Origin of the sequence: Comamonas sp., assembly GCF_009360615.1 — a bacterium.
Classification (GTDB): Bacteria; Pseudomonadota; Gammaproteobacteria; order Burkholderiales; family Burkholderiaceae_C; genus Comamonas.
In genome coordinates this window covers 150,129-175,733 of record NZ_SPEY01000028.1, presented here as the reverse complement: position 1 = coordinate 175,733, position 25,605 = coordinate 150,129, and the positions used below count along the sequence as shown (strand labels likewise).

Here is a 25,605-nt window from a genome sequence, read left to right as displayed (position 1 = left end):
GAGACAGCAACAGCCACAAGCCGGCACCCAATGTCGGGTGCAGGGCAAACAGCGGTGTGGAACGCAGATCGGAAGAGGTGTCAGCAGCAGTCACAGGCAAGCGCTCCGGTGGTCATAACCAAGACGAGTGGCCATGCATGGCTGGGCCATGCGTGGCGGGCTTGCCCTGCTGTCCGCTTTACCTGAGAGATTCACTGCCCGCATCCCGGCGCGCAGCTTGCTCCTTCGGTGGATGCTGGCGCACATACGAAATGACGGCCTGCATCTCTCTCCAGCAAGGGACGCTGCCGGTTTGCACACCTGGCAGCGCTTGTCAGTCCTTTTGCCTGAGCGTTTTGACACCGGGTGGGGGTCTGCGCCTTCGGCGGTGCCGGGCAGCTCGGGCTGCAGACACTCTCTCCTGACGCTGGCGATTCTAGCGGCGGGCAGGGGCTTGCACCATCGCAATCTGCGACTTGTGGGGTTTTCGAGCATGCATCGTCCGTCCGGCGCTGGCGTCCTCACCGAGGATTGGGGTTCAAGGCCGGCTTGGGCTCGGAATCGATCTCCTGCATGCGCGGAAACACCAGTTGGTAGCGCTGCTCGAAGCAGGCCGTCACGGGCTGGCCCTGGCGCATGGCGGGCTTGAACTGCCAGCGTTCGAGCGAGCGCAGTATGGACTTCACGATGCGGGGATCGGTATCGGCGGGCTGGTAGGCCACACGGCCGAGCTGACCTTGAGCCGTGACTTCCAGGCGGAAGACCACCGTGGTCTCCAGCCCGTTCGGGAACCAGTGGTGACTGACGTGCGGCGTGGTGTGGCGGCGCGGCCGGGGTTGCTGGTCGAGCAGGGCGGGGGGCGTGCAATCTGCATTGATCCAGGCCGGCCAATTTCCGGTTTGGCCGCTGGAAGCCGAGGCGGAGTCAGCCTGGGGCTGGGGAGTGATGTCGGCCGCCTTGGGCGCCATGGCAGGGTTGCCGGCACAGGCACTGAGCAGCAGTGCTCCCAAGACGGCCGCGTATGCAGCAAGACAGCGTGAGTGGCGTGAAATATCCATGGCGGCATTCTCGGCCATCCCCAGTCGATTTCGGCAGACCTGGTCGAGTCGGTCGTTCACCCAGGGCCGGGCTGCCTTGCTCCAGCGCTTGTCCTGCAGGGTCAAACATCATGTCCGGTTGGGGCTAAACAGAATTTTCCCCATGGATAGGATTATGACGTTCGTCAAAGAACGTTTATCCAAGGAGAAAAAATGCCTGAAAAAGCCACGAATGAATTCTGGAGAGGTCTGAAGCCTATTTCAGATTGCTTTCAGCCCGATGCACAGCCTGAGGTTTATATAAAAAATGCGCCCACCGAGGACGAACGCTATTATGTGCCATTTTCCGAGACGGTTCTCTCCCGGCCCCTCTGGATTTCTCCATCACAAAACAAATGGTGCGATATTCTGATGGCGAAGGAGGCCGGTCTGGTGAACCGTCATTACCATCCGCACGAAGTGTTTGCCTACACGATTTCGGGGAAGTGGGGCTATCTGGAACATGACTGGACAGCGCGTGCCGGTGATTTCGTCTACGAGACTCCTGGAGAAGGCCATACCCTGGTGGCCTATGAACATGAGCAACCCATGCGTGCGTTCTTCATCGTCAAGGGACCGCTGATCTGGCTCGATGATGACGGAAAGCCAGACGGATATTTCGATGTTCACAGCTACATAGAACTATGCCGAAAGCATTATGAAAAAGTCGGCATAGGTGCAGAGTATGTGGACACGCTGTTTCGATAGTCATTCGAGGCTGTATTGAAAATCCATCAATGAAAGGCGGGACTTCCTGAAGAATGAAATAGCCCGCCCAAGACGGAATGGAGAGAGACATGAAAAATCAAGATGAAACCCTCAAAAGCGGGTGGGTGAGCTATGAAAACAAGCTTCTGCTCATTCTGTTTTTTACTTTCGGGATTGTTTTTTTTGACCGGCTGGCATTGTCGTTCTTATTCCCCTTTGTCTCCAAGGAACTGGATCTGAACAATGCCCAGCTGGGCATGCTGTCGTCCATTCTGGCATTGGCATGGGCGGCTTCTGGGGCATTCTTCGGGGCCTATACAGACCGCAAGGGCGGACGCAAAACGGTGCTGATTCTTTCGGTGCTGATGTTCTCTCTGTGCTCGGCCCTGTCGGGTCTGGTGGGCGGTTTTGTCGGCCTGCTGTTGTTGCGAGCGCTGATGGGCCTGGCCGAAGGGCCGGTGCTGCCTCTGTCGCAGACGCTGATGGTCGAGGCGTCCACCCCCAGTCGGCGCGGCCTCAATATGGGCTTGCTGCAGGGCTCGTCTGCGGGCTTGCTGGGCGCCGTGATCGCACCGCCGGTGATTGTTGCGTTGGCCGTGGCCTATGGCTGGCGCACGGCCTTCTACCTGACCTGTGTTCCGGGACTGATCGCCGCAGCACTCATCTGGCGCCATGTGAGAAGCACAGACGTCAGGCCCACGGACGACCCGGCCGCAGCGATGCCAACAGGCTCGCGCTGGACTCTGCTGCGTGAGCGCAATATCTGGCTGAGCGTGCTGATCAGCTGCGCCTTCATGGCCTGGTTCGTGGTCATCATCTCTTTTGCACCGACTTATCTTGTCAACGCCAAGGGCTTCGAGCCGGGCACGATGAGCGCGGTCATGAGTTGCATGGGTGTGGCCTGGGTCATCTGGGGCTTTGCCGTGCCCGCCATTTCGGACCACATCGGTCGCCGTCCGGCACTGATCTTTTTCTCTTTTGTGGCGGCTTGCTGTCCTTTGGCCTTTCTGTATGCGCAATCGCCGGTGGTGATGGGCGGCTTGCTGCTGCTGACCTATACCGGCCTGGGCTGCTTCACGCTCTTCATGGCCACGATTCCGGCCGAGACCGTGCCGCGAGCGGCCATGGCCACGGCGCTGGGGATGATCATGGGTTTTGGGGAGTTGATCGGCGGTTTCATCGCCCCGACCCTGGCCGGGGTAGCAGCCGACCGGTGGGGACTTGATCTGGTGATGTGGGTGGCCGCTGCGGGAGCTTTGCTTGCAGGCGTGCTTTCCCTGGGGCTGGTCGAAACGGCACCCCGGCGCGTCGGTGGCGGTTTGCTGGCGGCTGCACTGGAGGAGTCACAGGCATGAAGGCTCTGAAATGGCATGGCGCCCGCGATCTGCGCCTGGAAATCATCGAACGCCGGCCCTTGAAGGCCGCAGAAATCCGTATCGAGGTGGCGTATTGCGGGATCTGCGGCAGCGACATGCATGAGTACCTGCACGGGCCGGACTCGATTCCGGTCCATGTCCCGCATCCCTTGTCCGGAAGTGTTGCCCCCATCGTCATCGGTCACGAATTCTGTGGCACCGTGGTGGAAGTGGGAGCCGATGTGACAGGGCTGGGCATTGGAGACAGGGTCGCGGTGGAGCCGGAGTACCGCTGCGGCCACTGCATCTATTGCCGCAGCGGACGCTACAACCTGTGCGAATCCATGGGGTTTGTCGGGTTGATGGGAGACGGCGGCATGGCCGAGGAAGCCGTGGTTCCCGCTTATATGGCGCATGTGCTGCCGCCTTCGCTGGACTTCAGACAGGCCGCGGTGGCCGAGCCGGCTGCCGTGGCGTTGCAGGGTCTGCGGACAAGTGGATTGCGCCCTGGCGACGACTGCGTCATCTTCGGAATGGGGGCCATCGGTCTGCTGCTGGTCATGATGGCCCGGCATCATGCTGCGGGCCGCATCATTGCCGTCGATGTCGATGTCCGGCGCCTGGATCTGGCGCGCAAGGTGGGGGCGAGCGACACGGTCGATGCCAGTCAGGACGATGCGGTGCTGCAAGTGCGTGAACTCACGGACGGAGTGGGCGTGCCTGTCTCTTTTGAAGCGGTGGGCCGCCCGGAAACGCTGCAGGGTGCTCTGGGAGTGCTGAGCAAGGGGGGGGAAGCCGTGCTGCTCGGTCTGATGCCCGAGGCGCGCATCGATACCTTCGATCTTGTCAACCGTGAGCTGCGCATTACCACCAGTGTGGGCTATCGGGGCCTGTATCCGGAACTGCTGGCGTTGATGGCTTCCGGGGTTGTGGATGCCGGTCGTATCGTGACCCATACGGTAAGTCTGGAAGCTGCCATCACGGACGGCTTTGAGCTTCTGGCGTCAGCAGGGGACGCTATCAAGGTGCTGGTGGCGCCGTAGCGGGAGGTCTGGGCTGGCACTTTCGCCGGCACTCATTCAATCCGGGTGGTGCCCGTGGCGCTTGCTGCTACGGGATAGCCCGGTGCAGGCCGGGTTGCCCACGCATCTGCGTGGGCGTCATGCCATGGTAGGAACGGAAACTGCGCGCAAAGTGCGACTGGCTGGAGAAGCCGCAGCGGTAGGCAATTTCGGCAATGCTGTAGCGGCCGAACGCAGGATGGCGCAGTTCCATGGCCGCACGCTCCAGACGCCGCACGAGGATCAGCTCGGTCGCGCTGTGCCCCCCCGTCTGCAGCAGCCGGTTCAGATGCCTCAGAGAGACACCCGCTGCGGCAGCGACTTCGCTTGCATCCAGTGAGTGGCGATGCAGGTGCTCGTCGATATGGGCGCGCGCGGCCAGCAGGTGCGAGGCGCGCAGTGCACTGCATCCCGTCGCTTCCCCGGCCATCATGGCGCGCAGCAGGTCGCTGGCCTCGAACTGCATGCGATCCTGGTCCACCCCTCCGGGATGGGCCATGGCATTGCCTACCAGCTTCTGGAACGCGTGATTGAGCACGCGTCCGCTGCCAGCGCCTCCCGGAATGCAGACCGGGCCTTGCAGCTGCGTGCGGCTGCAGCTTCGGTAGAACCAGTCGGCCGGCATATCCACGAGGAATTGGTGCATCTGGTGGGTGAAGCCGAACAGATAGGCATGCCGGGTGTCATAGATCACCAGATCACCCGGGGCAAGGTGGATGCAGCGGTGCTCCTGATAGAAAAAAGCCCCGCTGCTGAGCACCAGTGAGACGAAAACCGACTCCTTGGGATGCTGGCGCACCAGCTGAGGCGTGCGCTCGATGACATGGGCATTGCCCTCGATATCGGCCAGAGCCAACTGGCCGAATGCCATATTGCTCTGTTGCGCATTCAGACCTTCGTCGGCGTAGGAGGAGCAGCGCAATCCGACCAGAAAAGAAGCGTTGTATGCCTCCCATTGGTCCAGGCGCTGGCTGGCGGGAAAGGCATCCGTAGCGATCCGGTTCACCGCACATGGCGCAAGCGAGGGCATGGGGGTCTCCTTGGCAGGTTCTTATAGTGTGTGCCGACCAAGTGGAGCCAGTAGATGTCGGCAATGCCGAGCAGACTCTAACATGCGCATGTTTGCGCCTCGCTCCGTGAAGTTACGGGGATGCGGGGGATGCCTGCCCGGGCGCATCAAGCTTGAGGGCGGGAGTCCAGTCGCGTGACTTCGCCGGCTGGAGATGGAGAGTGCGAGTCCGCTTTCATGTCGGCGCAGGCGCGCCACCAGGCCGAGCCCGCATGCGGAGCGCCCAGGTCCAGGCGCTCGCCCATCATGGGCGTGGCGATCGCGATGCCGTGCCGCCTGCCCAGGCTCAGGATCTGCTCGAAGGGGTCCCACCAGGCATGCATGGCCAGGTTGAAAGTGCCGTTGTGGATGGGCAGCAGCCATTGGCCGCCAAGATCCCGGTGGGCCTGCACGGTCTGAGCCGGATGCATGTGGACATAGGGCCAGTGGGCGTCGTAGGCGCCGGTTTCCATCAGCGTGACATCGAAGGGGCCGAAGCGCCTGCCGATTTCGGCAAAACCGTCGAAATAGCCGCCATCGCCGCTGAAGAAGACGCGCAGCGGCCTGTCGGCCTGGCGGTCTTCGATGGTCCAGGACGCCCAGAGCGTACGGTTGCCGTCGCGCAGGCTGCGCCCCGAGAAATGCTGGGCGGGCGTGGCCGTGAAACGCAGGCCGTCGACCTCGCTGTCCTGCCACCAGTCGTGCTGCACGATCTTGTCGGCCGGAACACCCCAGGCCGCCAGTCTGTCTCCCACTCCCAAAGGGCATAGAAAAATGCCCACCTTGGGCGCAAGCACGCGGATGGTGGCGCGGTCCAGGTGATCGTAGTGATCATGCGATAGCAGCACGCCGCGCAAGGCAGGCAACTCGTCCAGGGCGATCGGCGGGGCATGAAAGCGCTTGGGGCCGGCAAACGACAGTGGGGAGGCACGCTCGGAAAACACGGGGTCCGTCAGCCACCAGCCGCCTCGCAGCTTCATCAGCAAGGTCGAATGGCCCAGGCGATAGAGGCTGCGTTCAGGCGCAAGGTCCAGCTCGGTCGTGCTCAGCGGCAGAACGGGCAACGCCTTGCCAGGCTCGGAATCGGCCGGCTTGTTGAAGAAGAACTTCCATAGCGTCCCGGCATCGGGCTTGGGGCTGTTGGCCGGACGTGGATGCGTGTTGCGAAAGCGCCCGCCCGAGTATTGAGGCGAGTCCTCGTAGTCGGCGATGGGGGTGGTGAGGCTTGGTTTGCTAAACAAGATCGGGCGCCTGAGTGGGACATTGGCTGCAGTTTGGGACGGTTTGCAACGCTGCAAGAGCCGATGTGCAAGAGGCCGTATCGCGGGAGCGGCCATTGCCGTGATCGGATGGGGCGAATGCGACACTCGCTGTCCGAGGAGCAAATACATATGAATCCCATGGTTCGCAATCTGGAGAGCATGCTGGCAGCCGGCAAGGACGGTGCGCTGCTGCGCTATACCCTGGGCAAGGCCTATGCCGACGAGGAGCAGCTGGCCGTGGCGCGCGAGCATCTGCGCAAGGCCACGGCGCTGGATGCCGAATACTCCGTCGCCTGGAAGCAGCTGGGCAGGGTGGAGCTGGCGCTGGGCGATGCACAGGCAGCGCGCGCCGCCTGGCAGCAAGGGCTGAGCTGTGCCCAGACCAAGGGCGATGCCCAGGTCGTCAAGGAGCTGCAGGTTTTTTTGCGGCGCCTGGACAAGCAGTCTGCCGGCACCTAGAAGCGATCAAGAAAATAGCTGAAAACGCCCGAGGGTAGAGCGTTCTCGGCCCATTTTTCGGATGTCAATCAGTGTGCGCCGGCGGCCGCGTCGGAGGCTCCCGCAGCAGAGGCCGGGCGCTTGGTGAACCAGATCAGCACGATCAGGCTCAGGAACAGAAAGGACGATGCCAGAAAGATATCGTCGGCGGCCCGTGTGAAGGCCTGCTGATCGATCAGCCGGTTGATCTGGGCATAGGCCTGCTCGGCACTCATGCCTGCGGCCTGCAGGTTTCTGATCGTGCTGGCAAACGTGCCCTGGCCCTGCACCAGCAGCTCGGTCAGATGCGCATGGTGCATGGATGCCCGGCTTTCCCAGAGCGTGGTGGCAATCGAGGTTCCCATGGCGCCGGCCGTGATCCGCACGAAGTTGGACAGGCCTGCGGCGGCAGGAATGCGGTCCGGCGTCAGTCCGCTCAGCGTGATGGTGGTCAGCGGAATGAAGAAGAAGGCCATGGCGCCGCCCTGGATCAGCGTGGGAATCAGGATGTGGGCGAAGTCGGTCTCCACGGTGAACTTCGAGCGCATCCACAGCACCATGGCAAACACGATGAAGGCGATCGTGGCCATCTTGCGCGGATCCCAGACACCGACCTTGCGGCCCACCATGGGCGTGAGCAGGATGGCCAGCAGGCCCACCGGCGCCAGGGCCAGGCCGGCCGAGGTGGAGGTGTAGCCCATCCATTGCTGCAGCCACAGCGGCAGCAGCACCACATTGCCGAAGAACAGACCATAGGCGATGGACAGCGCGATCGAGCCAGCCGCGAAGTTGCGCCGCTTGAACAGGCGCAGATCGACGACGGGATGGGCGTCGGTCAGCTCCCAGACCACGAAGACGGCAAAGGCCACGACAGCGATCACCGCAAAGGCGATGATTTCATTGGAGGCAAACCAGTCCAGCTCCTTGCCCTTGTCCAGCATCAGCTGCAGCGCCGCCACCCAGAGCACGAGCAGGGACAGGCCCACGGTGTCGATGGGCAGCTTGCGCGTGGGCGTTTCGCGGTCGCGGTAGATGCTCCAGGTCATGAGGGCCGAGAGCAGGCCCACGGGCACGTTGATGTAGAAGATCCAGGGCCAGGAAATATTGTCCGTGATCCAGCCGCCCAGCAGCGGCCCCACCACGGGCGCAACCAGCGTGGTCACGCCCCACAGCGAGAGCGCGACGCCGGCCTTGGCGGGCGGGTAGCTGGACAGCAGCAGAGTCTGCGACAGCGGAATCATGGGGCCGGCCACGGCGCCCTGCAGCACGCGAAAGAGCACGAGCATCTCCAGCGACGAGGCAAATCCGCAGAGCCAGGAGGTCAGCACGAACAGCAGCACGCTCATGGTGAACAGTCGCACGGCGCCGAAGCGCTGGGTGAGCCAGCCCGTCAGCGGCACGGAGATGGCATTGGCCACCCCGAAGCTGGTGATGACCCAGGTGCCCTGGCTGGGGCTGACGCCCACATCGCCCGAGATGGCCGGAATGGCCACGTTGGCGATGGAGGAGTCCAGCACGTTCATGAAGGTGGCCAGCGAGAGCGCCAGCGTGCCCAGGGCGAGCTGGGCGCCCTTGAGTGGGGCGATGGCAGGCGGCATGGGGCGGGCCGCCGGGGGTGGTGGCGAATCGCCTGCCGCAGGTCCGCCCGGCGCAGGGTTGGCAGAGGTCGTGGAAGTCATGGCTGATTCCGCGTCTTATTGCGCAGGCTGGGCTGTGGGCTGGGCGGGTGCGGCCGGGGCGGGCAGATCGGCCAGCTGGGTCAGCGCCGGCAGCTTGTCGCCCGCGATGATGTGCTGGATGCGCTGCTCGGCCTGGGCCAGGCTGCCGTCATAGACGGTGGTCTGGGCCACGGGCTCGGTGCGCGGCGTGCTGGCCAGGGCCTGGCCGTCCTTGTCGCGGATGTCGACCTTCACGTCCATGGACAGACCCACACGCAGCGGGTGCTGCCTGAGCGCTTCGGGCTCCAGGCTGATGCGCACGGGAACGCGCTGCACCACCTTGATCCAGTTGCCGGTGGCGTTCTGCGCGGGCAGCAGCGCAAACGCCGCACCCGTGCCCGCGCCCAGGCCCACGACCTTGCCTTCATAGCGGGTCTTGTCGCCGTAGACATCGGCAGTCAGCTCCACCTTCTGGCCCATGCGAAGATCGGCCAGCTGGCTTTCCTTGAAGTTGGCGTCCACCCAGAGCTTGTGCAGATCGACCACGGTCAGCAGCGGCGAGCCGGCCGCCACGCGCTGGCCCAGTTGAACACCGCGCTTGGCCACGAAACCGTCCACAGGCGCGATCAGTCGCGTGCGCTGCAGGGCCAGATAGGCCTCGCGCACCTTGGCGGCAGCGGCCATGACGGCCGGGAAGTCCTCGGCCGTCGTGCCCTTGGTCTGGGCTTCGGCAGCCGTCAGCTGGGCCTTGGCAGCGCGCACGGCGGCTTCGGCGGCCGTCACGGCATTGCTGGCAGCCGTGGCCAGGGCCTTGGCATGGTCATACTCTTCCTTGCCCACGGCACCGGTGGCCGTGAGCGGGCTGCGGCGCGCCACATCGTCGTTGGCCTTGGCGGCATCGGCCTTGAGGCGCAGCAGATCGGCTTCGCGCTGGGCCACCTGGGCGGCCAGCGGGGCGTTGTTGGCATACAGGGTGCGGGTCTGGCGCGCGGTCTGTGCCAGTTGCGACTCGGCCTGGGCCAGTTGCACCAGATAGTCGGCAGGGTCCAGTTGCACCAGCAGCTGGCCTGCCCGGACATAGTCGGTATCGTCGGCGCCGATGCTGATCACGGTGCCGCCGACCTGGGGCGTGATCTGCACCACATTGCCGGCCACATAGGCGTTGTCCGTGGTCTGGTAGTTGCGGGCCACCATCCAGTGCCAGCCGCCCCAGGCGATGGCGGCCACGGCGACAGCGGCCGCCACGATGGTCAGTCCCTTGCGGCGGCCTGCCGGGTTGGCGCTGGGCGTCGCTGCCGCAGGAGCTTGAGGAGCGTTCTGAGTAGGCTTGGTGTCGGTCATGATGTTGGCGCTTTGTTATCGGTGAAGCGGTTTTGCGCTATTGAAAAAGAGGAGCTACTAGCGCCTGTCAATAAAAGAATTGAGAGTGTTTTTGCCTTGAATTTGATGGCAGTAAAGCGGTAGCAGCTATTGATTTTGTTGAACCCGATGTTTATTGCAGGGCAACAGCCGGGGTGTCGTCGCTCCAGCCGCCGCCCAGGGCTGCGGCCAGGGCCACGCGGGTGTCGAGCTCGCGGGCCCGCAGGTCCACGGCCAGGCGGCGCTGGTTGATGAGCTGGGTTTCGGTGTTGAGCACGGTGATCTGACTGCCCAGGCCGGCCTGGTAGCGCTGCACGGCAAAGTCATAGGCACGCTCGGCCTTGGAGAGCGACTCGGCCTGCAACTGCTGCTGGCGCTGCAGCGATTGCACGGAGGCAATGGCGTCGCCTGCCTGCTTGACGGCATCGAGCACGGCGCCGTTGTACTGGGCGATGGCGGTGTCGAGGTCGGCCTGCTTGCCGCGCAGTTGAGCCCGCAGGCGCTTGCCGTCGAAGATGGGCAGGCGCAGCGCGGGCGTGATCCCCATCTGGCGCGAGCTGCCCTGCAGCAGATTGTCCAGGCCCAGCGCGTTCAGGCCCACAAAGGCGGTCAGGTTCACATCGGGGTAGAAGTCGGCCCTGGCCGATGCAATGCCTTGCGTGGCCGCTTCCACGCGCCAGCGCGCGGCCACCACGTCAGGGCGGCGGCCCAGCAGATCCGCGCCCAGCGCCTGGGGCACGGGCTGGATGCGCAGTACCGACAGCCTGGGCGAGAGCGCATCTTGCGCATCGGGTGCCTGGGCGCAGAGCACGGCAATCGTGCGGCGTGCCAGCGTGATCTGCTCGCCGAGCATCTCGATCTGGGTTTGGGCGTCGGGCATGCCGGCCTGGGCCTGGGTCAGCTCCACCTGGCTGTCGAGGCCCGCCCGGGTGCGCTGCTCACTCAGGCTCAGCAATGCCTGGCGCTGGCCCAGCGTGCGCTGTGCCACTTCTTTCTGGGCAATCAGCCGGGCCAGGGCGATATAGCTGCGCGCCACCTGTGCGGCCAGCTGGCTGGCGGCGGCGGCGCTGTCGGCCTTGGCGGCGCGCGCCTGGCCCAGTGCGGCCTGCAGTTCTGCGGCATGCTTGCCGAAGAAGTCGGGCGACCAGGACAGTCCGGCCTGCAGATTGCCGCTGTTGTAAATGTTGCCCGCAATCGGGGCGGGAATCATGCCGTTGGCCGTGTAGCGCTGGCGTGTGACGTCGGCGCTCAGCGTCCCGCGCACATCGCTGGCCGTGCTGCTGGCCGTGGCCAGGGCTGCGGCTTTTTCAAAGCGGGCGTTGCTGGCGGCCAGGCTGGGGCTGCCGGCCAGGGCCTGATCGATGAGCTGATTGAGCTGGGCATCGCCCAGACCGGTCCACCATTGGGGGGAGGCGAATGCCGAGGCATCCGCAGCGCTGAGGCTGGCCGCGTCGTTCAGGCCGACATCGGCCGAGCCCAGTCGCGCCAGCGGCTGGTGTGCCGGCCCTTGCGAGGCACAGCCTGCCAGTGTCAGCGCAGCGGCCAGTGCTGCGGTTGCCAGCAGCGGGCGGCCAGGGGCGCTATCAACGACAAGTTTGCGTGAAGGTCTAGAGGTCATGGAAAGTGCCAGTGGTTTTTATTGAAATAGGGCGTTGGGAAAAGCACGCAGCAGGCCAGCCTAGTCTTTCCGGGAGCTGCCGGCCTCGTTCGTTTGGGTGGGCAGCTTGGCGGGCTCCTGGGTCAGGGCTTCGCGCAGGGCATCGCCGTTGACCAGCATGCGCTGCAGCATGGACAGCATCAGCGTGCATTCGCTGTGGCTGAACCCGCGCAAATGGCCGTTGAGCACCTTGGTCAGCACCTTGGGCACCTGGGCGGCGACGCTGCGTCCCTCTTCGGTGAGCACCAGATGCACCACGCGCCGGTCGGTGGTGGAGCGTTCGCGGCGCAGCAGTCCCTTGGCCTCGATGCGGTCCAGCGCACGCGTCACCGAGGCCGGGTCCATGCCCAGGTCCTTGGCCAGCGTGCTGCTATTGGTGTCGGAGCAGATCAACAGCTTGTAAAGCGGCAGCCACTGCACATAGGTCAGTCCTTGCTCGGCCAACTGGGCGTCGGCCAGCTGAAGGATGGAGCTGAGCACGCGCCGCATGAGAAAACCGATGCTTTTGTCCGGTGCGTAGACCCCTGCCTGGTAGAAGAAGCTGGATGCGTCCTGCGGGTCGATGATGGGATCGGTCTGGTTTTGCAATGGCTCCACCAATATTTGCTTGATCAATGATTGAGTTGGCAATTATTGTGCAATCGCGAAAAAATGTCAGCAAGCTCAGAGAGGCGCGATATCAGGCTTTGAAGCGCTTGTGCTGCCTGCTATGAAAATAAAAGCAGTTTGCGCTTTGTTGTTATGGGCGCGGACCTGGCCTCGCTTCCAAAAAAAAGCCCGGTCATGGAGACCGGGCGCACGCGGGGAGAGGTGGTTCAGAGCGGTACGCGCAGAACGACCACAATCACCAGGCCCAAGGCCAGGTTGAGGGAAACCCACTTGCGGATGCTCTCCAGCGCCTTGCCACCTGCGGGCCAGTCCTTGGCTTGCACGGCCGCATTCAGGCGCTTGAACAATGCGAACCGGATATGGCCGAACACCGCCATCATCGCCAGGCCCAGAATGCTCATCACCATCCAGTTGACCGGCATGTTGAACTGGCTGCCTGCCTGGGCGGCCATGGCGTGAATGCTGCCTATCATCCCGATGCCGGTGGCCAGCACGACGACCACCAGCACCACGACCCAGGCGAAGAAGCGCTGCAGCACCCCATGCATCAACGTCACGCGCTCGGGCGACTGCAGTCCCTGGACGGCAGGGCGAAGAAAGAAATGTGCGAAAAACATGCCGCCCACCCAGATGATGACGGCAAGAAGGTGAAGAAGCTTGAACAGAATGAAAAGCATGGCTTGTGGGGCTTGATGGGGAGATATCGCAAGCCTACCGGAGATCGTCCTACGGGTGGAACACACAGGCCGAAATAGCAGGGCTTTCGTCGCGCCCAAGCCTGATTAGACTGGGCAGAAACCCGCAACAGCCAACAATCGCCAACAACCGCGAAGGAAGCCTTATGTCAGAACAAGCCACGGTCATCGCCTTCAAGCAGTCTTCCGGACGGGTCGCCTTGCGTACCGTCAACGGCCGCTATGTGCTGGCCGAGCAGACCGATTCCAGCGTGCTGCGCAAAGGACTGAGCCTGAACGGCAACATGAGCGAGTTCGGCCCCGAGGTCTGGCGCGATGACAGCGGGCAGAAGCAATACGAAGTCTTTGTGCTCGGCTGGGACCTGTCGCGGGAAGCGGTCGAGCTGGAGATGTGAGTGCTGCTGTAAAAAAGCTGCCTGCGCTTCATGGAGAGGCGCTGACAGCTCTTTGATGGGGGGCATGGGGCCGGGGGGCCGACCCCGGCGCGCCCCATTACGGCTTCAGGTCGAAGCGGTCCAGCTCCATGACCTTGACCCAGGCTGCGACAAAGTCCTGGTAGAACTTCTGCTCGTTGCCCTTCTCGGCATAGACCTCGGCCACCGCGCGCAGAACGGCGTTGGAGCCGAAGACCAGATCCACGCGGGTCCCGGTCCATTTCCTGGCGCCGCTCTTGCGGTCCACTCCTTCGTAGTTGCCATCCTCCAGAGGCTGCCACTGTGTGCCCATGTCCAGCAGGTTGACGAAGAAGTCGTTCGTCAGCTTGCCTGGAGTCTGGGTCAGCACGCCGTGGTTGCCTTCGGTGTTGATGTTGATGGCACGCAGGCCACCGATCAGCACGGTCATCTCGGGGGCCGTGAGCGTCAGCAACTGGGCCTTGTCGATCAGCAGGGCTTCGGCGGGGGCCGGGAAACGTCCTTGCAGGTGGTTGCGGAAGCCGTCGGCCTTGGGCTCCAGCGGCGCGAAGGATTCGGCATCGGTCTGCTCGTCGCTGGCGTCGCCGCGGCCAGGGGTGAAGGGCACGCTGATCTTCACGCCAGCATCTGCGGCCGCTTTTTCCACACCTGCGCTGCCGGCCAGCACGATCAGGTCGGCCAGCGAGATACGCTTGTCGCCCTCGGCCGCCTTGTTGAACTCGCGCTGGATTTCCTCGAGCTTGCCCAGTACCTTGGCCAGTTGCGCAGGGTTGTTGGCAGCCCAGTCCTTTTGCGGAGCCAGGCGGATGCGGGCTCCGTTGGCGCCGCCGCGCTTGTCGGAGCCCCGGAAGGTGGAGGCCGAGGCCCAGGCCGTGGCCACCAGTTCCTGCACCGACAGGCCCGATGCCAGCAGCCTGGCCTTGAGGGCGGCCACATCGGCCTCGTTGACCAGTGCATGCTTGACGGCGGGGATGGGGTCTTGCCAGATCAGCTCTTCCTTGGGTACTTCGGGGCCCAGGTAGCGTGCACGAGGGCCCATGTCGCGGTGGGTCAGCTTGAACCAGGCGCGGGCAAAGGCTTCGGCGAAAGCCTGCGGGTTTTCGAGGAAGCGGCGTGAGATCTTCTCGTAGGCCGGGTCCATGCGCAGCGACAGGTCGGTGGTCAGCATGGTGGGTTTTTTGTGGGGGCCTCCATGCGCGTCGGGAATGACATCCCCGGCATCCTTGGCGACCCACTGAATCGCGCCGGCAGGGCTTTTTTCCTGCACCCACTCGTACTTGAACAGGTTCTCGAAGAAGAAGTTGCTCCACTGTGCCGGTGTCTGGGTCCAGGTCACTTCCAGGCCCGAGGTGATGGCATCGCCGGCTTTGCCGGACTTGAAGCTGGAGGCCCAGCCCAGGCCCTGGGCTTCCAGGCCGGCGGCTTCGGGCTCGGCTCCCACATGGCTGGCGGGGCCGGCACCATGGGTCTTGCCGAAGGTGTGGCCGCCGGCGATCAGTGCCACGGTTTCCTCGTCATCCATCGCCATGCGGGCGAAGGTGTCGCGGATGTCACGCGCGGCCGAGAGCGGGTCGCCATTGCCGTCCGGACCTTCAGGGTTGACATAGATGAGGCCCATCTGCACGGCGGCCAGCGGGTTTTCGAGGTCGCGCTCGCCGCTGTAGCGGCTGTGGGGATTGTCGGTGGGGGCCAGCCATTCCTTTTCTGCTCCCCAGTACACGTCCTGATCGGGTTCCCAGGTGTCGACACGGCCGCCGCCGAAGCCGAAGGTACGGAATCCCATGGTTTCCAGTGCGACGTTGCCGCACAGAATCATCAGGTCGCCCCAGGAGATCTGGCTGCCGTACTTTTGCTTGATCGGCCACAGCAGGCGACGCGACTTGTCGATGTTGACGTTGTCGGGCCAGCTGTTGAGAGGCGCAAAGCGCTGCTGGGCGCGGCCCGCGCCGCCGCGACCATCCTGGATGCGATAGGTGCCGGCCGCGTGCCAGGCCATGCGGATGAACTGGGGGCCATAGTGGCCGAAGTCGGCAGGCCACCAGTCCTGCGAGTCGGTCATCAGGGCGCGCAGGTCGCGCTTGAGGGCTTCATAGTCCAGTTTCTGGAAGGCCTGGGCGTAGTTGAAGTCTTCGCCCAGAGGGTTGCTTTTGGCGGAGTGCTGGCTCAGCAAGTCCACGCGCAACTGATTGGGCCACCAGTCCTTGTTGCTGGTGGCATTGCCTGCCGCAGCGGTTTCGCTGTTCTGTCCTTGGTGGAAGGGGCACTTGGATTCAGTAGTCATGGGGCTCTCCGTTTCAACGATCCGACAGGTCGGTGGGTTCAGGAAACAGATATCAATCAATGATCAATATCAATTAATTAAACTCAATAGCTATTGGCGATTGGTTGAAGTGAATTATCAGTGCGCGGCCTGCCTGTAGCGCATGTTGTGCTATTGAATTTACTAAGCGGCGTCATAGGAAGAAATGAGTGTCGAGTCCTGGGACGACGGGAAGTCGGGTTCGAAGACTTCGCCCAACGACCGGAACTGCGACTTTTTGAGCGTATGCGAGCCTGCCGGTTTGTACAAGCCGGGGCCTGCAAATCAGGTTCTCGGCCTACCTGATCGCGTCTGGGCCGGCGGCTCAGCCGGCTACCAGCTTGTGCACCAGATCGGCAGCGGTGGAGGCACCGTATTTGCGCATCAGCCGTGCGCGGTAGATCTCCACCGTGCGATGGCTGATGGCGAGTGCCTTGCCGATTTCCTTGCTGGTCATGCCTTCGAGGAGACGCGCAGCGACTTCTCGTTCACGGCCCGTGAGTTCGGCCTTGACGGGCCGGTGGGCCGAGAGGTCCTCAAAGCTCCAGATGCCCGATGCATGGGGATCGCTGCGGTCCAGGGTGCGACCGCTGACATGGCACCAGAACACCTCGCCATTGGCGCGCTTCATGATGCGGTTGTCCGAATAGATGCCCTTGGTGTTCAGGATGGGGGCGATGCGTGCACCCAGGCGCTCGTATTCGTCGACGCTGGGGTACAGCACCTGAAACGTCTGTCCGATGAGCACTTCGCGCGAGGCATGGAACATTTCACACAATTGCCGATTACAGTCGATCATGATGCGGTGGCGCGAGATGACGAGACCTACGGGGGCGGCGTCGAACGCCAGCCGGTAATCCACAACCATGGTGCTGCTCTTTACGAAAAACTACTTACTCAAGTACGTAGTATCGTAGCGCATCCCATTTCAAGGAGACATGTGTGAAAAAGCTCTATCCATCCGCAGAAGCGGCGCTGCAGGGCGTGGTGGCCGACGGGCAATTGCTGGCTGTGGGCGGCTTCGGCCTGTGCGGCATCCCCGAAGCCCTGATCGATGCGCTTTGCGCCAGCGGGGTCAAGAACCTCACGGTGGCGTCCAACAACGCCGGCGTGGACGGCTTCGGTCTGGGCAAGCTGCTGGACACGCGCCAGGTCAAGAAGATGATCTCCAGCTATGTGGGCGAGAACAAGGAGTTCGAGCGCCAGTACCTGGCCGGCGAGCTGGAGCTGGAATTCACGCCGCAGGGCACGCTGGCCGAGAAGATGCGCGCCGGCGGCGCGGGCATTCCTGCCTTCTTCACCAAGACCGGCGTGGGCACGCTGGTGGCCGAGGGCAAGGAGCTGCGGGAGTTCGATGGAGAGACCTATGTGATGGAGCGTGCCATCGTGGCCGATGTGTCCCTGGTCAAGGCCTGGCGCGCCGACAAGAGCGGCAATCTGCAGTTCCGTCTGACGGCGCGCAATTTCAACCCCGCAGCAGCCACCTGCGGCAAGGTCTGTGTGGTGGAGGTCGAGGAACTGGTGGAAGTGGGCGAGATCGCTCCCGACGACATCCATCTGCCCGGCATCTATGTGCACCGCATCGTGCACAACGCCCACCCCGAAAAGCGCATCGAAAAGCGCACCATCACCGAGAAGAAATAAGGAGCTGTCATGCCTTGGACCCAAGACCAGATGGCCGCACGCGCGGCCCAAGAACTCGAAGACGGTTTCTATGTCAACCTCGGCATCGGCATTCCTACGCTGGTGGCCAACCACACGGGCGACAAGGAAGTGTGGCTGCAGTCCGAGAACGGCATGCTGGGCATCGGCCCTTTCCCGACCGAAGACCAGGTCGACGCCGACCTGATCAATGCCGGCAAGCAGACCGTGACCACGCTTCCCGGCTCGGCCATCTTCGGCTCCGACCAGTCGTTTGCCATGATTCGCGGGGGCAAGATCAATCTGTCCATTCTGGGCGCCATGCAGGTGTCCGAAAAAGGCGATCTGGCCAACTGGATGATTCCGGGCAAGATGGTCAAGGGCATGGGCGGAGCCATGGACCTCGTGGCGGGCGTCAAGCGCGTCATCGTGCTCATGGAACATGTGGCCAGGAAAAAGGACGGCACGACCGACCTGAAGATTCTGCCCCGCTGCACGCTGCCGCTGACGGGGCTCGGCGTGGTGGACCGCATCATCACCGACCTGGGCGTGATGGATGTGACGCCCGAAGGTCTGAAACTGGTGGAGCTGGCCGAGGGCGTGAGCTTTGACGAGATCCAGTCCAAGACGGGTGTGACGCTGCTGAAATAAGCGGCGCTGAGCCCCCGGCAAGAACCGCTGCGGCGGTTCTTTTTTTATGCCTTTTCTGCGGAATCAGCAGAATTAATAGCTGCCGTGGCTGATGGGACAAGCTATGTAAGCTGTTTTCGCTTTAATTGTGGCCCACAAATTATTTCAATCTGCAACAATCGAGTCTGATTGAGCAGACAGAAAAAGAGCGCTTTGATGAGTGAGAACGCTGGTGCGCAAGGGCACGAGACCGATGTACATTTTTTGCGCGCAGTCACCGATATGGCCGAGCATACGGAGGTCATGACAGGCGATGCAATCTATACCGACAAGGGCATGAAACTGGTGGACAAAGGCACACGTGTTGACAGTCGTCTCTATGATCGCCTGGTCATGCACAAGCTGCGTGACCCGATCGATGCCAACCTGGTCACGGGCGATCTGGTTGACGTGGCATCCTTGGTGGCACTGGCGCGCCAGCAATGCGAACAGGTCGACCTGCTGCATCGCATGGTGGCGTCCATCGGGGATATCGAGCGCCTGCTGGCCCCGCTCAGGAGCTTGCTGCTGCCTCAGGCCATTGCCTTCAAGCTCACCGTCATGCGCGAGCAGCGCTCCGACCTCTATCAGCACAGCCTGCAGATGACGCTGGTGTCGATCTTTCTGGCGCTCAAGAACGGCTGGACCGAGCGCGAATGCGTGCCGTTGGCCACGGCCGCGCTGTTGCACGATGTGGGCATGCTCTATATGGATCCGGTATGGACCGATCCGGACCACCGCCTGAGCGGCGAGGAGCGCAAGCACCTGGTCGCGCATTCCGTCACGGCCATGCTGGTGGTGCGCAGCACAGAACTGTATTCGCGCGCCGTGGAAATCGCCGTGCTCGAGCACCACGAGCGCATGGATGGTTCCGGCTATCCGCGCGGCATCAAGGGCAACGCCATTTCGCCCATGGGCCAGGTGCTGCTGCTGGCCGAGGTGGTCTCGGCCTTCTTCGAGAAATTCACCGACATGCCGGGACAGCGCCTGTCGCTCATGCTGCGCATGAACCACAAGAGCTATCCAGCCGATCTGGTGCACCAGATTCTGCCGCTGCTCTACGACGAAATCAGTCCCGGCAAGCCGCTGGCACCGCTGCAGGCCGAGTTCTCGCACAGCATCGCCGCCCTGGAGGCAGCCTTGCGCAAATGGAATGAGCTCAGGCAGGATTTTCCCGAGCAATGGCAGCAGATGCCCGATGCGCAGGCGGCAGTGGCCGTGGAGGCGAATCTTGCACAACTGCAGAAGCAACTGGCCGAAGCAGGCTCCCATCCCAGCCAGCAACTGGATGTGTTGAGATTCTTCAAGGATGACGCTCTGGGCATGAGCGAACTGGCGCTGGTCAACCGCGAGGCCCTTTGGCAGTTGCAGGCCACGATGAACGACTGCCTGCGTCGCTGGCCCACGCTGGGGCAGGGAGGCTCAAGGCTGGAAGTTGCCGTGGCCGAATGGTGTGAGGCCTGCGCCCAATTGATGCCGCAGGCAGGCCGCAATTCGACCTTGAATGGCGACAGCGCACCGCTGAATTGAGGGCATTGGCCAGGGGGCATTCGGGCTTGCCGTACCTGGGCTTGATGCCGGGTGCGCTTGATTCCGAAGCGCTGCCGGGAAATTTCTGGAAGGTCGCAGGTGCGTGCCTTCCTGTGCCTGGTTGCCGCACTTTGAGCAGAACGTTTGAGGGCGTGCAGCACGCGATCTGCACAGGCTGACCACATCTGCTGCTGGGCTTAGGGCTTTGTTTTGCGTGGAAATTCTGGTGGCTGTATATTTGTACAGTACTTAAGAATATTCCTATGCACTCCCCGTCCTCGACATCCTTGGCCCGCCCTGGCTCACCGCCAGGCATGAACGAGTCTGCCCGGCAGCAGGCTGGTGCAGCGAAGAGCATGCAGGCGGGTCTGCCTGCAGGGGGCAGTCCGGGCTTGTCCGAGATCCGGATTCCCGGTGTCTGGCGCGGCACGGACTGGCGGCTGGAGGCCTCCCCGAAGGTCTGGCCCAGTGGCCATGCAGCGCTGGACTGTGAGCTGCCCGGTGGCGGCTGGCCCGGCAACGCCTTGATTCAGCTGCAGCAACCTGCGCACTGTCATGCGGAGTGGGCCTTGCTGTTGCCCGCGCTGGCCGCCCGTGTCCGGCAGCACGCGGCTTCACTCGGGGATTCGCGGATGGGGCAACTGGTGCTGGTGGCTCCACCCTATCTGCCTTTTGCCCCGGCCTTGCAGGCCGCCGGTATCGACGCGAAGCGGCTGTGCGCGGTGCAGCCGGGGCGCAGTGCCCAGGATCTGGCCTGGGCCTGCGAACAGGCTCTGCATTGCCGTGATGTGCTGGCGGTGCTGGCCTGGTTGCCCGAACTTCCCGCGTCCACGCTGCGCCGCTTGCAGCTGGCAGCCGCTTCGCAGGGCCGGCCTCTGTGGCTGTGGCAGGCGTTGCAGGGCGAGTCGCACAGTTCCCCTGCAGCATTGCGGCTGAGACTGGAGAGAGTCGCGGCAGACTCTGCTGCCCAGCAGGCGCCGGGTTTGCGGATACAGATACTGAAGCGCCGTGGACCTGTGCTGGAGCGCCCCATACAGCTCGCGCTTTCGCAGTGGGCCTGGCAGCCCGTGCTGCAGGCGCAGGCCCAAAGACATGCGCGCCAGAGCGAGGAGGCTGCCATGCTCATGCAGGGGCGCATGACAGCCGCCGCGTCTGCAACGGCCTCGCCTCGGATGACGGAGGCATGAGATGGGCAGTCCAGAGCACTGGATGGCCTGGCCTCTGGCCTGCCTGAGCGAGTCCAGCCCGGTGCCCGAGAGTGCCTGCTGGTGGGCGCTGGAGTTTTCGCCGCGCGTGGCCTTGCTCGAAGACGCCTTGCTCATGGAGACCAGCATGGTGCATCGCCTTTGGGGCGGGCCCGAGGTCTTGCAGGCGCGGCTGGCCAGGGCTTTTGCCCAGGCCTGTCAGGTCGCTGTGTCGGGACGGACGGAGTCCGGTGCCGACGATGCGTCATTGCCGCCGCTGCACGGGCAGGGCAGCACGGCCTGGAAGGCGCTGGCACGATTGCGGCTGCATCAGGGCCGGCACTGCAGATTCGTTGCAGCTCCCTTGTCCATGGCCGCGCCATCGCTGCCTGCGGATGCGCTGCCGCTATGGACGCTGAGTGCGCTGGAACAGCACAGCGCCGTACTGTTGCGCCTGGGCTGCCGCTGCTGGGGCGATGTGCGCGCGCTGCCGCGCGCGGGGCTGGCGCGCCGTGTCGGGGCCGAGGCCCTGCGTGCGCTCGACGAAGCCTATGGTCTGCTGCCCCAGGCGCTTGACTGGCTGCAACTGCCGCAGCAATTCGTGCAGCGCCATGACCTGGGCTACCCGGCCCATCATGCCGATGCCGTGCTCCAGGCAGCGCAGCCGCTGTTGCGTGCGCTGCAGTCCTGGCTTCAGGCACGTCACCATGCCGTGCTGGCACTGCAATTGCGCTGCCACCATGATCTGCGACGTATCGACGGCCAGGAGCTGCCGGTCTGGGAGTCGCTGGTCATCCGCACGGCCCAGCCCACGCAGGGCATGGCGCATTTGCAGCGCCTGTTGCGCGAGCACCTGGGTCAGCGGCGCTGGCGTGCCCCGGTGGACATGCTGGAGTTGCAGGCGCTGGAGACGGTTCCCTGGGCGGCCGAGCCGCTGAGCTGCCTGCCTGCCGTCCAGGGCCAGAACCCGTCGGACAGTCTGGCCTGGCACGAATGGGTGGAGCGTCTGAGCGCCCGCTGGGGCGAAGCGGCCGTGCAGATGGTGCAGCCGCTGGCCGATCACCGCCCCGAGCTGATGCAGTGCTGGCAAGCTGCGGCGAAGCTGCTGCAGAGCCAGAAGCCAGGCGGCACCAGGGCCGAGGCGGGAGCCGGCTTCAGGCCGCGCCGTCAGCCCGGCTGTGCAGACCCCTGGCAAGCCCTGTGGCCACCCTGGCTGCTGTCCAAGCCCCAGGCCTTGCCCGTGCAGGACAATCGTCCCCAATGGCATGGGCCGCTACAGCTCAAGGCCGGTCCCTACAGGCTGGAATCCGGCTGGTGGGATGCGGCTGGCGATGCCCAGGCCGGCGCACCGGCCGGTCTGGCCGTGCGTGATTATTTCGTGGCCTATAACGCCGTGGTCGGACATGTCTGGATTTACCGTGAGCGCGCCCGCAGCGAACCCCAGGTGCGCATGACAACCAGCCCGGCCATCTGGTTTGCGCAAGGCGTGTATGGCTGAGCCACTCATGGCCGAGCTGCCCGCTCCCGCTCCGCAACTGGCCGGGCCGCCGCCTGCCGCCATACCGACCACTCCCGTGGCCCAGGGCATGGGCAGGGGGCCGCTGGCCTATGCCGAGCTGCACTGTCTATCGCATTTCAGTTTCTTGCGTGGTGCCTCATCGCCTGCCGAACTGGTGCACCGCGCCAAAAGCCTGGGCTATGCGGCGTTGGCGCTGACCGACGAATGCTCGGTAGCCGGTGCCGTGCGCGCCTTTGAAGCGGCTCGCGAATGCAGGCTGCACCTGATCCATGGTAGCGAATTCACCTGGGGATCACTCAAGCTTGTGGTATTGGTGCGTGACCTGCAGGGGTGGGGCAATCTTTGTGAATTCATCACCGCCGCACGCAGCCGTGCGGCAAAGGGCGGCTATCTGGTCGATGGCTCCAGCCCTTGGCAGCTGCTGAATCAAGGCTGCGAATGTCTGCTGGTGCCGCAGCGGGGAAGGCTGGATGCATCGGATTTGATCGCTGTAATGGCCTGCCTGAAAAGCGTTTCAGGATATCTTGATGCCGAAAACCTCTGGCTGGGGGTGGAGCTGCACCTGGCGCCCGACGACAGCCTGTGGCTGCAGACCCTGCAGCAGGCGGGGGCGGCGCTGGGTCTGCGCCTGCTGGCTTGCGGCGATGTCCACCTGCATGCGCGCTCGCGCAAGCCGCTGCAGGATGTGGTCACGGCGATCCGCATGGGGCGCACCGTGGCCGAATGCGGCTTTGCGCTGCAGCCCAATGCCGAGCGGCATCTGCGCTCGCGTCTGCGGCTGGCTTCGCTCTATCCCAGGGCCATGCTGGAGGCGACGCTGGAGCTGGCCGGGCGTTGCAGCTTCAGCCTGGACGAGATTCGCTACCACTATCCGAAGGAGAGCGTGCTGCCCGGCATGACGGCCACGCAGACCCTGGCCTGGCTGACCTGGGAGGGCGCGGCGGGGCGCTATCCCCAGGGCATTCCCGAGAAAGTGCGCGATCAGCTGCACAAAGAGCTGGCGCTGATCGAGGACAAGAAGTACGAGATGTACTTTCTCACCGTGCATGACATCGTGCGCTATGCCCGCAGCGTCGGCATTCTCTGCCAGGGGCGCGGCTCGGCGGCCAATTCTGCGGTCTGCTACTGCCTGGGCATCACCGCGGTAAACCCGCATGGTGGCAATCTGCTGTTCGAGCGCTTTATCAGCAAGGAGCGCAGCGAGCCGCCCGATATCGATGTGGACTTCGAGCACGCGCGGCGCGAACAGGTTATTCAGTACATCTACGGCAAGTACGGGCGCGAGCGCGCGGCGCTCACGGCCGTGGTCAGCTGCTGGCGCAGCCGCAGCGCGCTGCGCGATGTGGGCAAGGCGCTGGGCCTGCCCGCCGATCTGATCGATGCCCTGGCCAAGGGGCAGTACTGGTTCAGCGAGCATGCCCAGGCACAAGCACGGACGCATGCCGAAACGGCGGACTCGGCAGAGGAGGACCAGGCGCCCGAAGCTTTGCCCGAAGACTGGGTGCAGCGCAAGCTCCAGGAAGCCGAGGTGCTGGCACGCGAGATGAATTGCGCAGTGGGCGCGCATCGGCTGCGCCTGTGGATAGAGCTGGCCTGGCAGCTCAAGGACAGCCCGCGCCATCTCAGTCAGCATGTGGGCGGCTTCGTGCTGACCGAGGGCAAGCTCACGCGCCTGGTGCCCGTCGAGCCTGCCACGATGGCCAAGCGCTCCGTCATTCAGTGGGACAAGGACGATCTCGACATCGTGGGCCTGCTCAAGGTCGATGTGCTGGCCCTGGGCATGCTCACCATGTTGCGCAATGCCTTGAACGAGCGTACTCGCTGGCGGGGCGAAGCATGGGAGCTGCACCAGATTCCGCAGGAGGATGCCGCGACCTACGAGATGATCTGCCAGGCCGATACCGTGGGTACTTTCCAGATCGAAAGCCGTGCCCAGATGAGCATGCTGCCGCGCCTGCAGCCGCGCACCTTCTATGATCTGGTGGTCGAGGTTGCCATCGTGCGCCCTGGTCCGATCCAGGGCGGCATGGTCCACCCCTATCTGCTGGCACGCGAGCGAGCGCGCCGCAAGCTGCCACTCACGCTGGAAAACCCGGATCTCGAGAGATCGCTCAGGCGTACCTTGGGCGTTCCCATTTTCCAGGAACAGGTGATGCAGATCGCCATCGATGCTGCGGGGTTTTCGCCGGGCAGGGCGGACGAGCTGCGCCGCTCCATGGCCGCCTGGAAGCGCAAGGGCGGGGTGCATCGTTTCCGAGACGAGCTTGTCGGCGGCATGCTGGCCAAGGGCTACCGCCTCGCATTCGCCAATGCCATCTTTGCCCAGATGCTGGGCTTTGGCGAATATGGCTTCCCCGAAAGCCATGCCTACAGCTTTGCGTTGCTGGCCTATGCGAGCGCGTGGCTCAAGCGCCATGAGCCGGCCATTTTTCTGCAGGCATTGCTCAATGCCCAGCCCATGGGTTTTTATTCGCCGTCCCAGCTGGTGCAGGATGCGCGCCGCCATGGCGTGCGCGTGCTGCCCGTCGATGTCTGCCATAGCCACTGGCATTGCACACTCGAAGCCCCTCTGCAGGCCATTCGCGGCGTGGCCCAGCCCCAGCCGGCCGTGCGCCTGGGGCTGAACCGGGTTGCCAGGCTGGGCAAGGCCGCAGCGCTGCGGATCGAAGGTGAAGCTGCGCAGGCTCCTTGGAAGGACGTGAGCGATCTGGCCATCCGGGCCCGGCTGGACAAGGCGGATATGGAAGCCCTGGCCGCAGCAGATGCGCTGCGCAGCCTGGCCGGTCACCGCCGTCAGCAGATGTGGGATGCGGCTGCACAGGTCAGCCTGCCGCCCATTTTTGCGCAGGCCGCCATTCATGAGCCGAAGCTTGAGCTGCCCCAGGCCGCCGAGGGCGAGGAAATCATGTTCGACTATGCCGCCACCGGCCTGAGCCTGCGCCGCCACCCGCTGGCCTTGCTGCGTCCCAGGCTGGCGCGCCATGGGCTGAAGACCGCAGCCGAACTGCGCCAGATGCTGCCAGGCCAGAAGGTGCGCGCCTGCGGCATCGTGACCGTACGCCAGCGACCGCCTACCGCCAACGGCACGCTGTTCATCACGCTGGAAGACGAAACCGGCGTCATCAACCTGGTGGTCTGGAGCCAGACCTTTGCGCGCTGGCGCTCTGCGTTGCTGGCCTCGCGTCTGCTGGCCGTGGAGGGGATCTGGCAGCGCAGCACGGCTGCGCAACTGGAGGCGTCGGAATCCGCAGGGGATATGCCACTGGCCCAGACCGGGCAGGAACCTGCGGTTCGCCACCTGGTCGTGATGAAGGCCAGGAATGTGACCCGCTGGCTGGGGCGGTTTGCCGAGGTCGGACTGAACAGCAGGGATTTTCATTGAGCCCGCAGAGGCCGGTACGCGCGG

The 25,605-nt window shown here is 63.9% G+C and carries 21 protein-coding genes and 2 riboswitches; of the genes, 11 read left to right on the top strand and 10 right to left on the bottom strand.

What is annotated here, in order from left to right:
• Positions 1–159: 159 nt before the first annotated feature.
• A riboswitch (glycine riboswitch) is annotated at positions 160–285 on the bottom strand.
• Between the two features lie 19 nt (positions 286–304).
• A riboswitch (glycine riboswitch) is annotated at positions 305–413 on the bottom strand.
• 87 nt (positions 414–500) lie between these two features.
• Positions 501–1,142 (bottom strand): energy transducer TonB, encoded by a 642-nt coding sequence (locus tag E2583_RS10730; RefSeq protein ID WP_291595615.1) that lies wholly within the window; start codon positions 1,140–1,142, stop codon positions 501–503.
• Between the two features lie 87 nt (positions 1,143–1,229).
• On the opposite strand from E2583_RS10730, the gene E2583_RS10725 reads away from it, so the two are divergent.
• The 3 genes from E2583_RS10725 to E2583_RS10715 all read left to right on the top strand — a co-directional run bounded on the left by E2583_RS10725 (position 1,230) and on the right by E2583_RS10715 (position 4,161).
• The gene (locus E2583_RS10725) at positions 1,230–1,763 is read left to right on the top strand and encodes a 2,4'-dihydroxyacetophenone dioxygenase family protein (protein WP_291595613.1); all 534 of its coding nucleotides are present in this window, start codon (positions 1,230–1,232) and stop codon (positions 1,761–1,763) included.
• An 89-nt stretch (positions 1,764–1,852) separates the two neighbouring features.
• Positions 1,853–3,118: an MFS transporter gene (locus tag E2583_RS10720; RefSeq protein WP_291595611.1), complete on the top strand. Its 1,266-nt coding sequence runs from the start codon at positions 1,853–1,855 to the stop codon at positions 3,116–3,118.
• Positions 3,115–4,161 carry a 2,3-butanediol dehydrogenase gene (locus tag E2583_RS10715; RefSeq protein WP_291595609.1) on the top strand — a complete coding sequence of 349 codons (1,047 nt, stop codon included), beginning with the start codon at positions 3,115–3,117 and terminating at the stop codon, positions 4,159–4,161. Before E2583_RS10720 ends, E2583_RS10715 begins: the two co-directional genes overlap by 4 nt.
• 67 nt (positions 4,162–4,228) lie before the next feature.
• On the opposite strand, the gene E2583_RS10710 is transcribed toward E2583_RS10715, so the two are convergent.
• Together E2583_RS10710 and E2583_RS10705 are read right to left on the bottom strand one after the other, a co-directional pair.
• Entirely contained in the window at positions 4,229–5,209 is a 981-nt protein-coding gene (locus E2583_RS10710; RefSeq protein ID WP_291595607.1) for a helix-turn-helix domain-containing protein, read from the bottom strand.
• 146 nt (positions 5,210–5,355) lie between these two features.
• A complete protein-coding gene (locus E2583_RS10705; protein WP_291595605.1) occupies positions 5,356–6,468 on the bottom strand; it encodes an MBL fold metallo-hydrolase in 1,113 nt (370 codons plus the stop codon).
• Positions 6,469–6,618: 150 nt separating this feature from the next.
• Between E2583_RS10705 and E2583_RS10700 the strand changes: the two genes are divergently transcribed.
• On the top strand, positions 6,619–6,948 hold the full coding sequence (locus E2583_RS10700; protein WP_291595603.1) for a hypothetical protein: 330 nt from the start codon (positions 6,619–6,621) through the stop codon (positions 6,946–6,948).
• 68 nt (positions 6,949–7,016) lie between these two features.
• On the opposite strand, the gene E2583_RS10695 is transcribed toward E2583_RS10700, so the two are convergent.
• From E2583_RS10695 to E2583_RS10675, 5 genes are all read right to left on the bottom strand, one after another.
• Positions 7,017–8,645: a DHA2 family efflux MFS transporter permease subunit gene (locus E2583_RS10695; protein WP_291595601.1), complete on the bottom strand. Its 1,629-nt coding sequence runs from the start codon at positions 8,643–8,645 to the stop codon at positions 7,017–7,019.
• 15 nt (positions 8,646–8,660) lie between these two features.
• Entirely contained in the window at positions 8,661–9,965 is a 1,305-nt protein-coding gene (locus tag E2583_RS10690; RefSeq protein ID WP_291595600.1) for an HlyD family efflux transporter periplasmic adaptor subunit, read from the bottom strand.
• Positions 9,966–10,116: 151 nt separating this feature from the next.
• Positions 10,117–11,601 carry an efflux transporter outer membrane subunit gene (locus E2583_RS10685; RefSeq protein ID WP_291595599.1) on the bottom strand — a complete coding sequence of 495 codons (1,485 nt, stop codon included), beginning with the start codon at positions 11,599–11,601 and terminating at the stop codon, positions 10,117–10,119.
• Between the two features lie 60 nt (positions 11,602–11,661).
• A complete protein-coding gene (locus tag E2583_RS10680) occupies positions 11,662–12,237 on the bottom strand; it encodes a MarR family winged helix-turn-helix transcriptional regulator (RefSeq protein ID WP_291595597.1) in 576 nt (191 codons plus the stop codon).
• 218 nt (positions 12,238–12,455) lie between these two features.
• Entirely contained in the window at positions 12,456–12,926 is a 471-nt protein-coding gene (locus E2583_RS10675; protein ID WP_291595595.1) for a CopD family protein, read from the bottom strand.
• A 164-nt stretch (positions 12,927–13,090) separates the two neighbouring features.
• Between E2583_RS10675 and E2583_RS10670 the strand changes: the two genes are divergently transcribed.
• Complete coding sequence (locus tag E2583_RS10670) at positions 13,091–13,339, top strand: hypothetical protein (RefSeq protein WP_291595594.1); 249 nt, start codon at positions 13,091–13,093, stop codon at positions 13,337–13,339.
• Positions 13,340–13,436: 97 nt separating this feature from the next.
• Here the strand turns inward: E2583_RS10670 and katG are convergent, their stop codons facing one another.
• Positions 13,437–15,638 carry a catalase/peroxidase HPI gene (katG, locus tag E2583_RS10665; protein WP_291595592.1) on the bottom strand — a complete coding sequence of 734 codons (2,202 nt, stop codon included), beginning with the start codon at positions 15,636–15,638 and terminating at the stop codon, positions 13,437–13,439.
• 343 nt (positions 15,639–15,981) lie between these two features.
• Positions 15,982–16,524, bottom strand: a complete 543-nt coding sequence (locus E2583_RS10660) for a PAS and helix-turn-helix domain-containing protein (RefSeq protein ID WP_291595590.1) — start codon at positions 16,522–16,524, stop codon at positions 15,982–15,984.
• Between the two features lie 74 nt (positions 16,525–16,598).
• Between E2583_RS10660 and E2583_RS10655 the strand changes: the two genes are divergently transcribed.
• The 6 genes from E2583_RS10655 (at position 16,599) to dnaE (ending at position 25,581) form a co-directional block, all read left to right on the top strand.
• Positions 16,599–17,300: a CoA transferase subunit A gene (locus E2583_RS10655; protein WP_291595588.1), complete on the top strand. Its 702-nt coding sequence runs from the start codon at positions 16,599–16,601 to the stop codon at positions 17,298–17,300.
• 9 nt (positions 17,301–17,309) lie between these two features.
• A complete protein-coding gene (locus tag E2583_RS10650) occupies positions 17,310–17,948 on the top strand; it encodes a 3-oxoacid CoA-transferase subunit B (RefSeq protein WP_291595586.1) in 639 nt (212 codons plus the stop codon).
• 195 nt (positions 17,949–18,143) lie between these two features.
• Positions 18,144–19,496: an HD domain-containing phosphohydrolase gene (locus E2583_RS10645; RefSeq protein ID WP_291595584.1), complete on the top strand. Its 1,353-nt coding sequence runs from the start codon at positions 18,144–18,146 to the stop codon at positions 19,494–19,496.
• Positions 19,497–19,810: 314 nt separating this feature from the next.
• The gene (imuA, locus tag E2583_RS10640) at positions 19,811–20,683 is read left to right on the top strand and encodes a translesion DNA synthesis-associated protein ImuA (RefSeq protein ID WP_291595582.1); all 873 of its coding nucleotides are present in this window, start codon (positions 19,811–19,813) and stop codon (positions 20,681–20,683) included.
• 1 nt (position 20,684) lies between these two features.
• The gene (locus tag E2583_RS10635; RefSeq protein WP_291595580.1) at positions 20,685–22,178 is read left to right on the top strand and encodes a DNA polymerase Y family protein; all 1,494 of its coding nucleotides are present in this window, start codon (positions 20,685–20,687) and stop codon (positions 22,176–22,178) included.
• Complete coding sequence (gene dnaE, locus E2583_RS10630; RefSeq protein WP_291595579.1) at positions 22,171–25,581, top strand: DNA polymerase III subunit alpha; 3,411 nt, start codon at positions 22,171–22,173, stop codon at positions 25,579–25,581. The genes E2583_RS10635 and dnaE overlap by 8 nt, the downstream gene beginning before the upstream one ends.
• Positions 25,582–25,605 lie beyond the last annotated feature (24 nt).

Excerpts from the sequence above, each read along its gene's own strand:
- E2583_RS10725 (WP_291595613.1), top strand. The coding sequence starts at position 1,230 with ATGCCTGAAAAAGCCACGAATGAATTCTGGAGAGGTCTGAAGCCTATT.
- E2583_RS10720 (WP_291595611.1), top strand. The coding sequence starts at position 1,853 with ATGAAAAATCAAGATGAAACCCTCAAAAGCGGGTGGGTGAGCTATGAA.
- E2583_RS10715 (WP_291595609.1), top strand. The coding sequence starts at position 3,115 with ATGAAGGCTCTGAAATGGCATGGCGCCCGCGATCTGCGCCTGGAAATC.
- E2583_RS10710 (WP_291595607.1), bottom strand. The coding sequence starts at position 5,209 with ATGCCCTCGCTTGCGCCATGTGCGGTGAACCGGATCGCTACGGATGCC.
- E2583_RS10700 (WP_291595603.1), top strand. The coding sequence starts at position 6,619 with ATGAATCCCATGGTTCGCAATCTGGAGAGCATGCTGGCAGCCGGCAAG.
- E2583_RS10695 (WP_291595601.1), bottom strand. The coding sequence starts at position 8,645 with ATGACTTCCACGACCTCTGCCAACCCTGCGCCGGGCGGACCTGCGGCA.
- E2583_RS10690 (WP_291595600.1), bottom strand. The coding sequence starts at position 9,965 with ATGACCGACACCAAGCCTACTCAGAACGCTCCTCAAGCTCCTGCGGCA.
- E2583_RS10685 (WP_291595599.1), bottom strand. The coding sequence starts at position 11,601 with ATGACCTCTAGACCTTCACGCAAACTTGTCGTTGATAGCGCCCCTGGC.
- E2583_RS10675 (WP_291595595.1), bottom strand. The coding sequence starts at position 12,926 with ATGCTTTTCATTCTGTTCAAGCTTCTTCACCTTCTTGCCGTCATCATC.
- E2583_RS10670 (WP_291595594.1), top strand. The coding sequence starts at position 13,091 with ATGTCAGAACAAGCCACGGTCATCGCCTTCAAGCAGTCTTCCGGACGG.
- katG (WP_291595592.1), bottom strand. The coding sequence starts at position 15,638 with ATGACTACTGAATCCAAGTGCCCCTTCCACCAAGGACAGAACAGCGAA.
- E2583_RS10660 (WP_291595590.1), bottom strand. The coding sequence starts at position 16,524 with ATGGTTGTGGATTACCGGCTGGCGTTCGACGCCGCCCCCGTAGGTCTC.
- E2583_RS10650 (WP_291595586.1), top strand. The coding sequence starts at position 17,310 with ATGCCTTGGACCCAAGACCAGATGGCCGCACGCGCGGCCCAAGAACTC.
- E2583_RS10645 (WP_291595584.1), top strand. The coding sequence starts at position 18,144 with ATGAGTGAGAACGCTGGTGCGCAAGGGCACGAGACCGATGTACATTTT.
- imuA (WP_291595582.1), top strand. The coding sequence starts at position 19,811 with ATGAACGAGTCTGCCCGGCAGCAGGCTGGTGCAGCGAAGAGCATGCAG.
- E2583_RS10635 (WP_291595580.1), top strand. The coding sequence starts at position 20,685 with ATGGGCAGTCCAGAGCACTGGATGGCCTGGCCTCTGGCCTGCCTGAGC.
- dnaE (WP_291595579.1), top strand. The coding sequence starts at position 22,171 with ATGGCTGAGCCACTCATGGCCGAGCTGCCCGCTCCCGCTCCGCAACTG.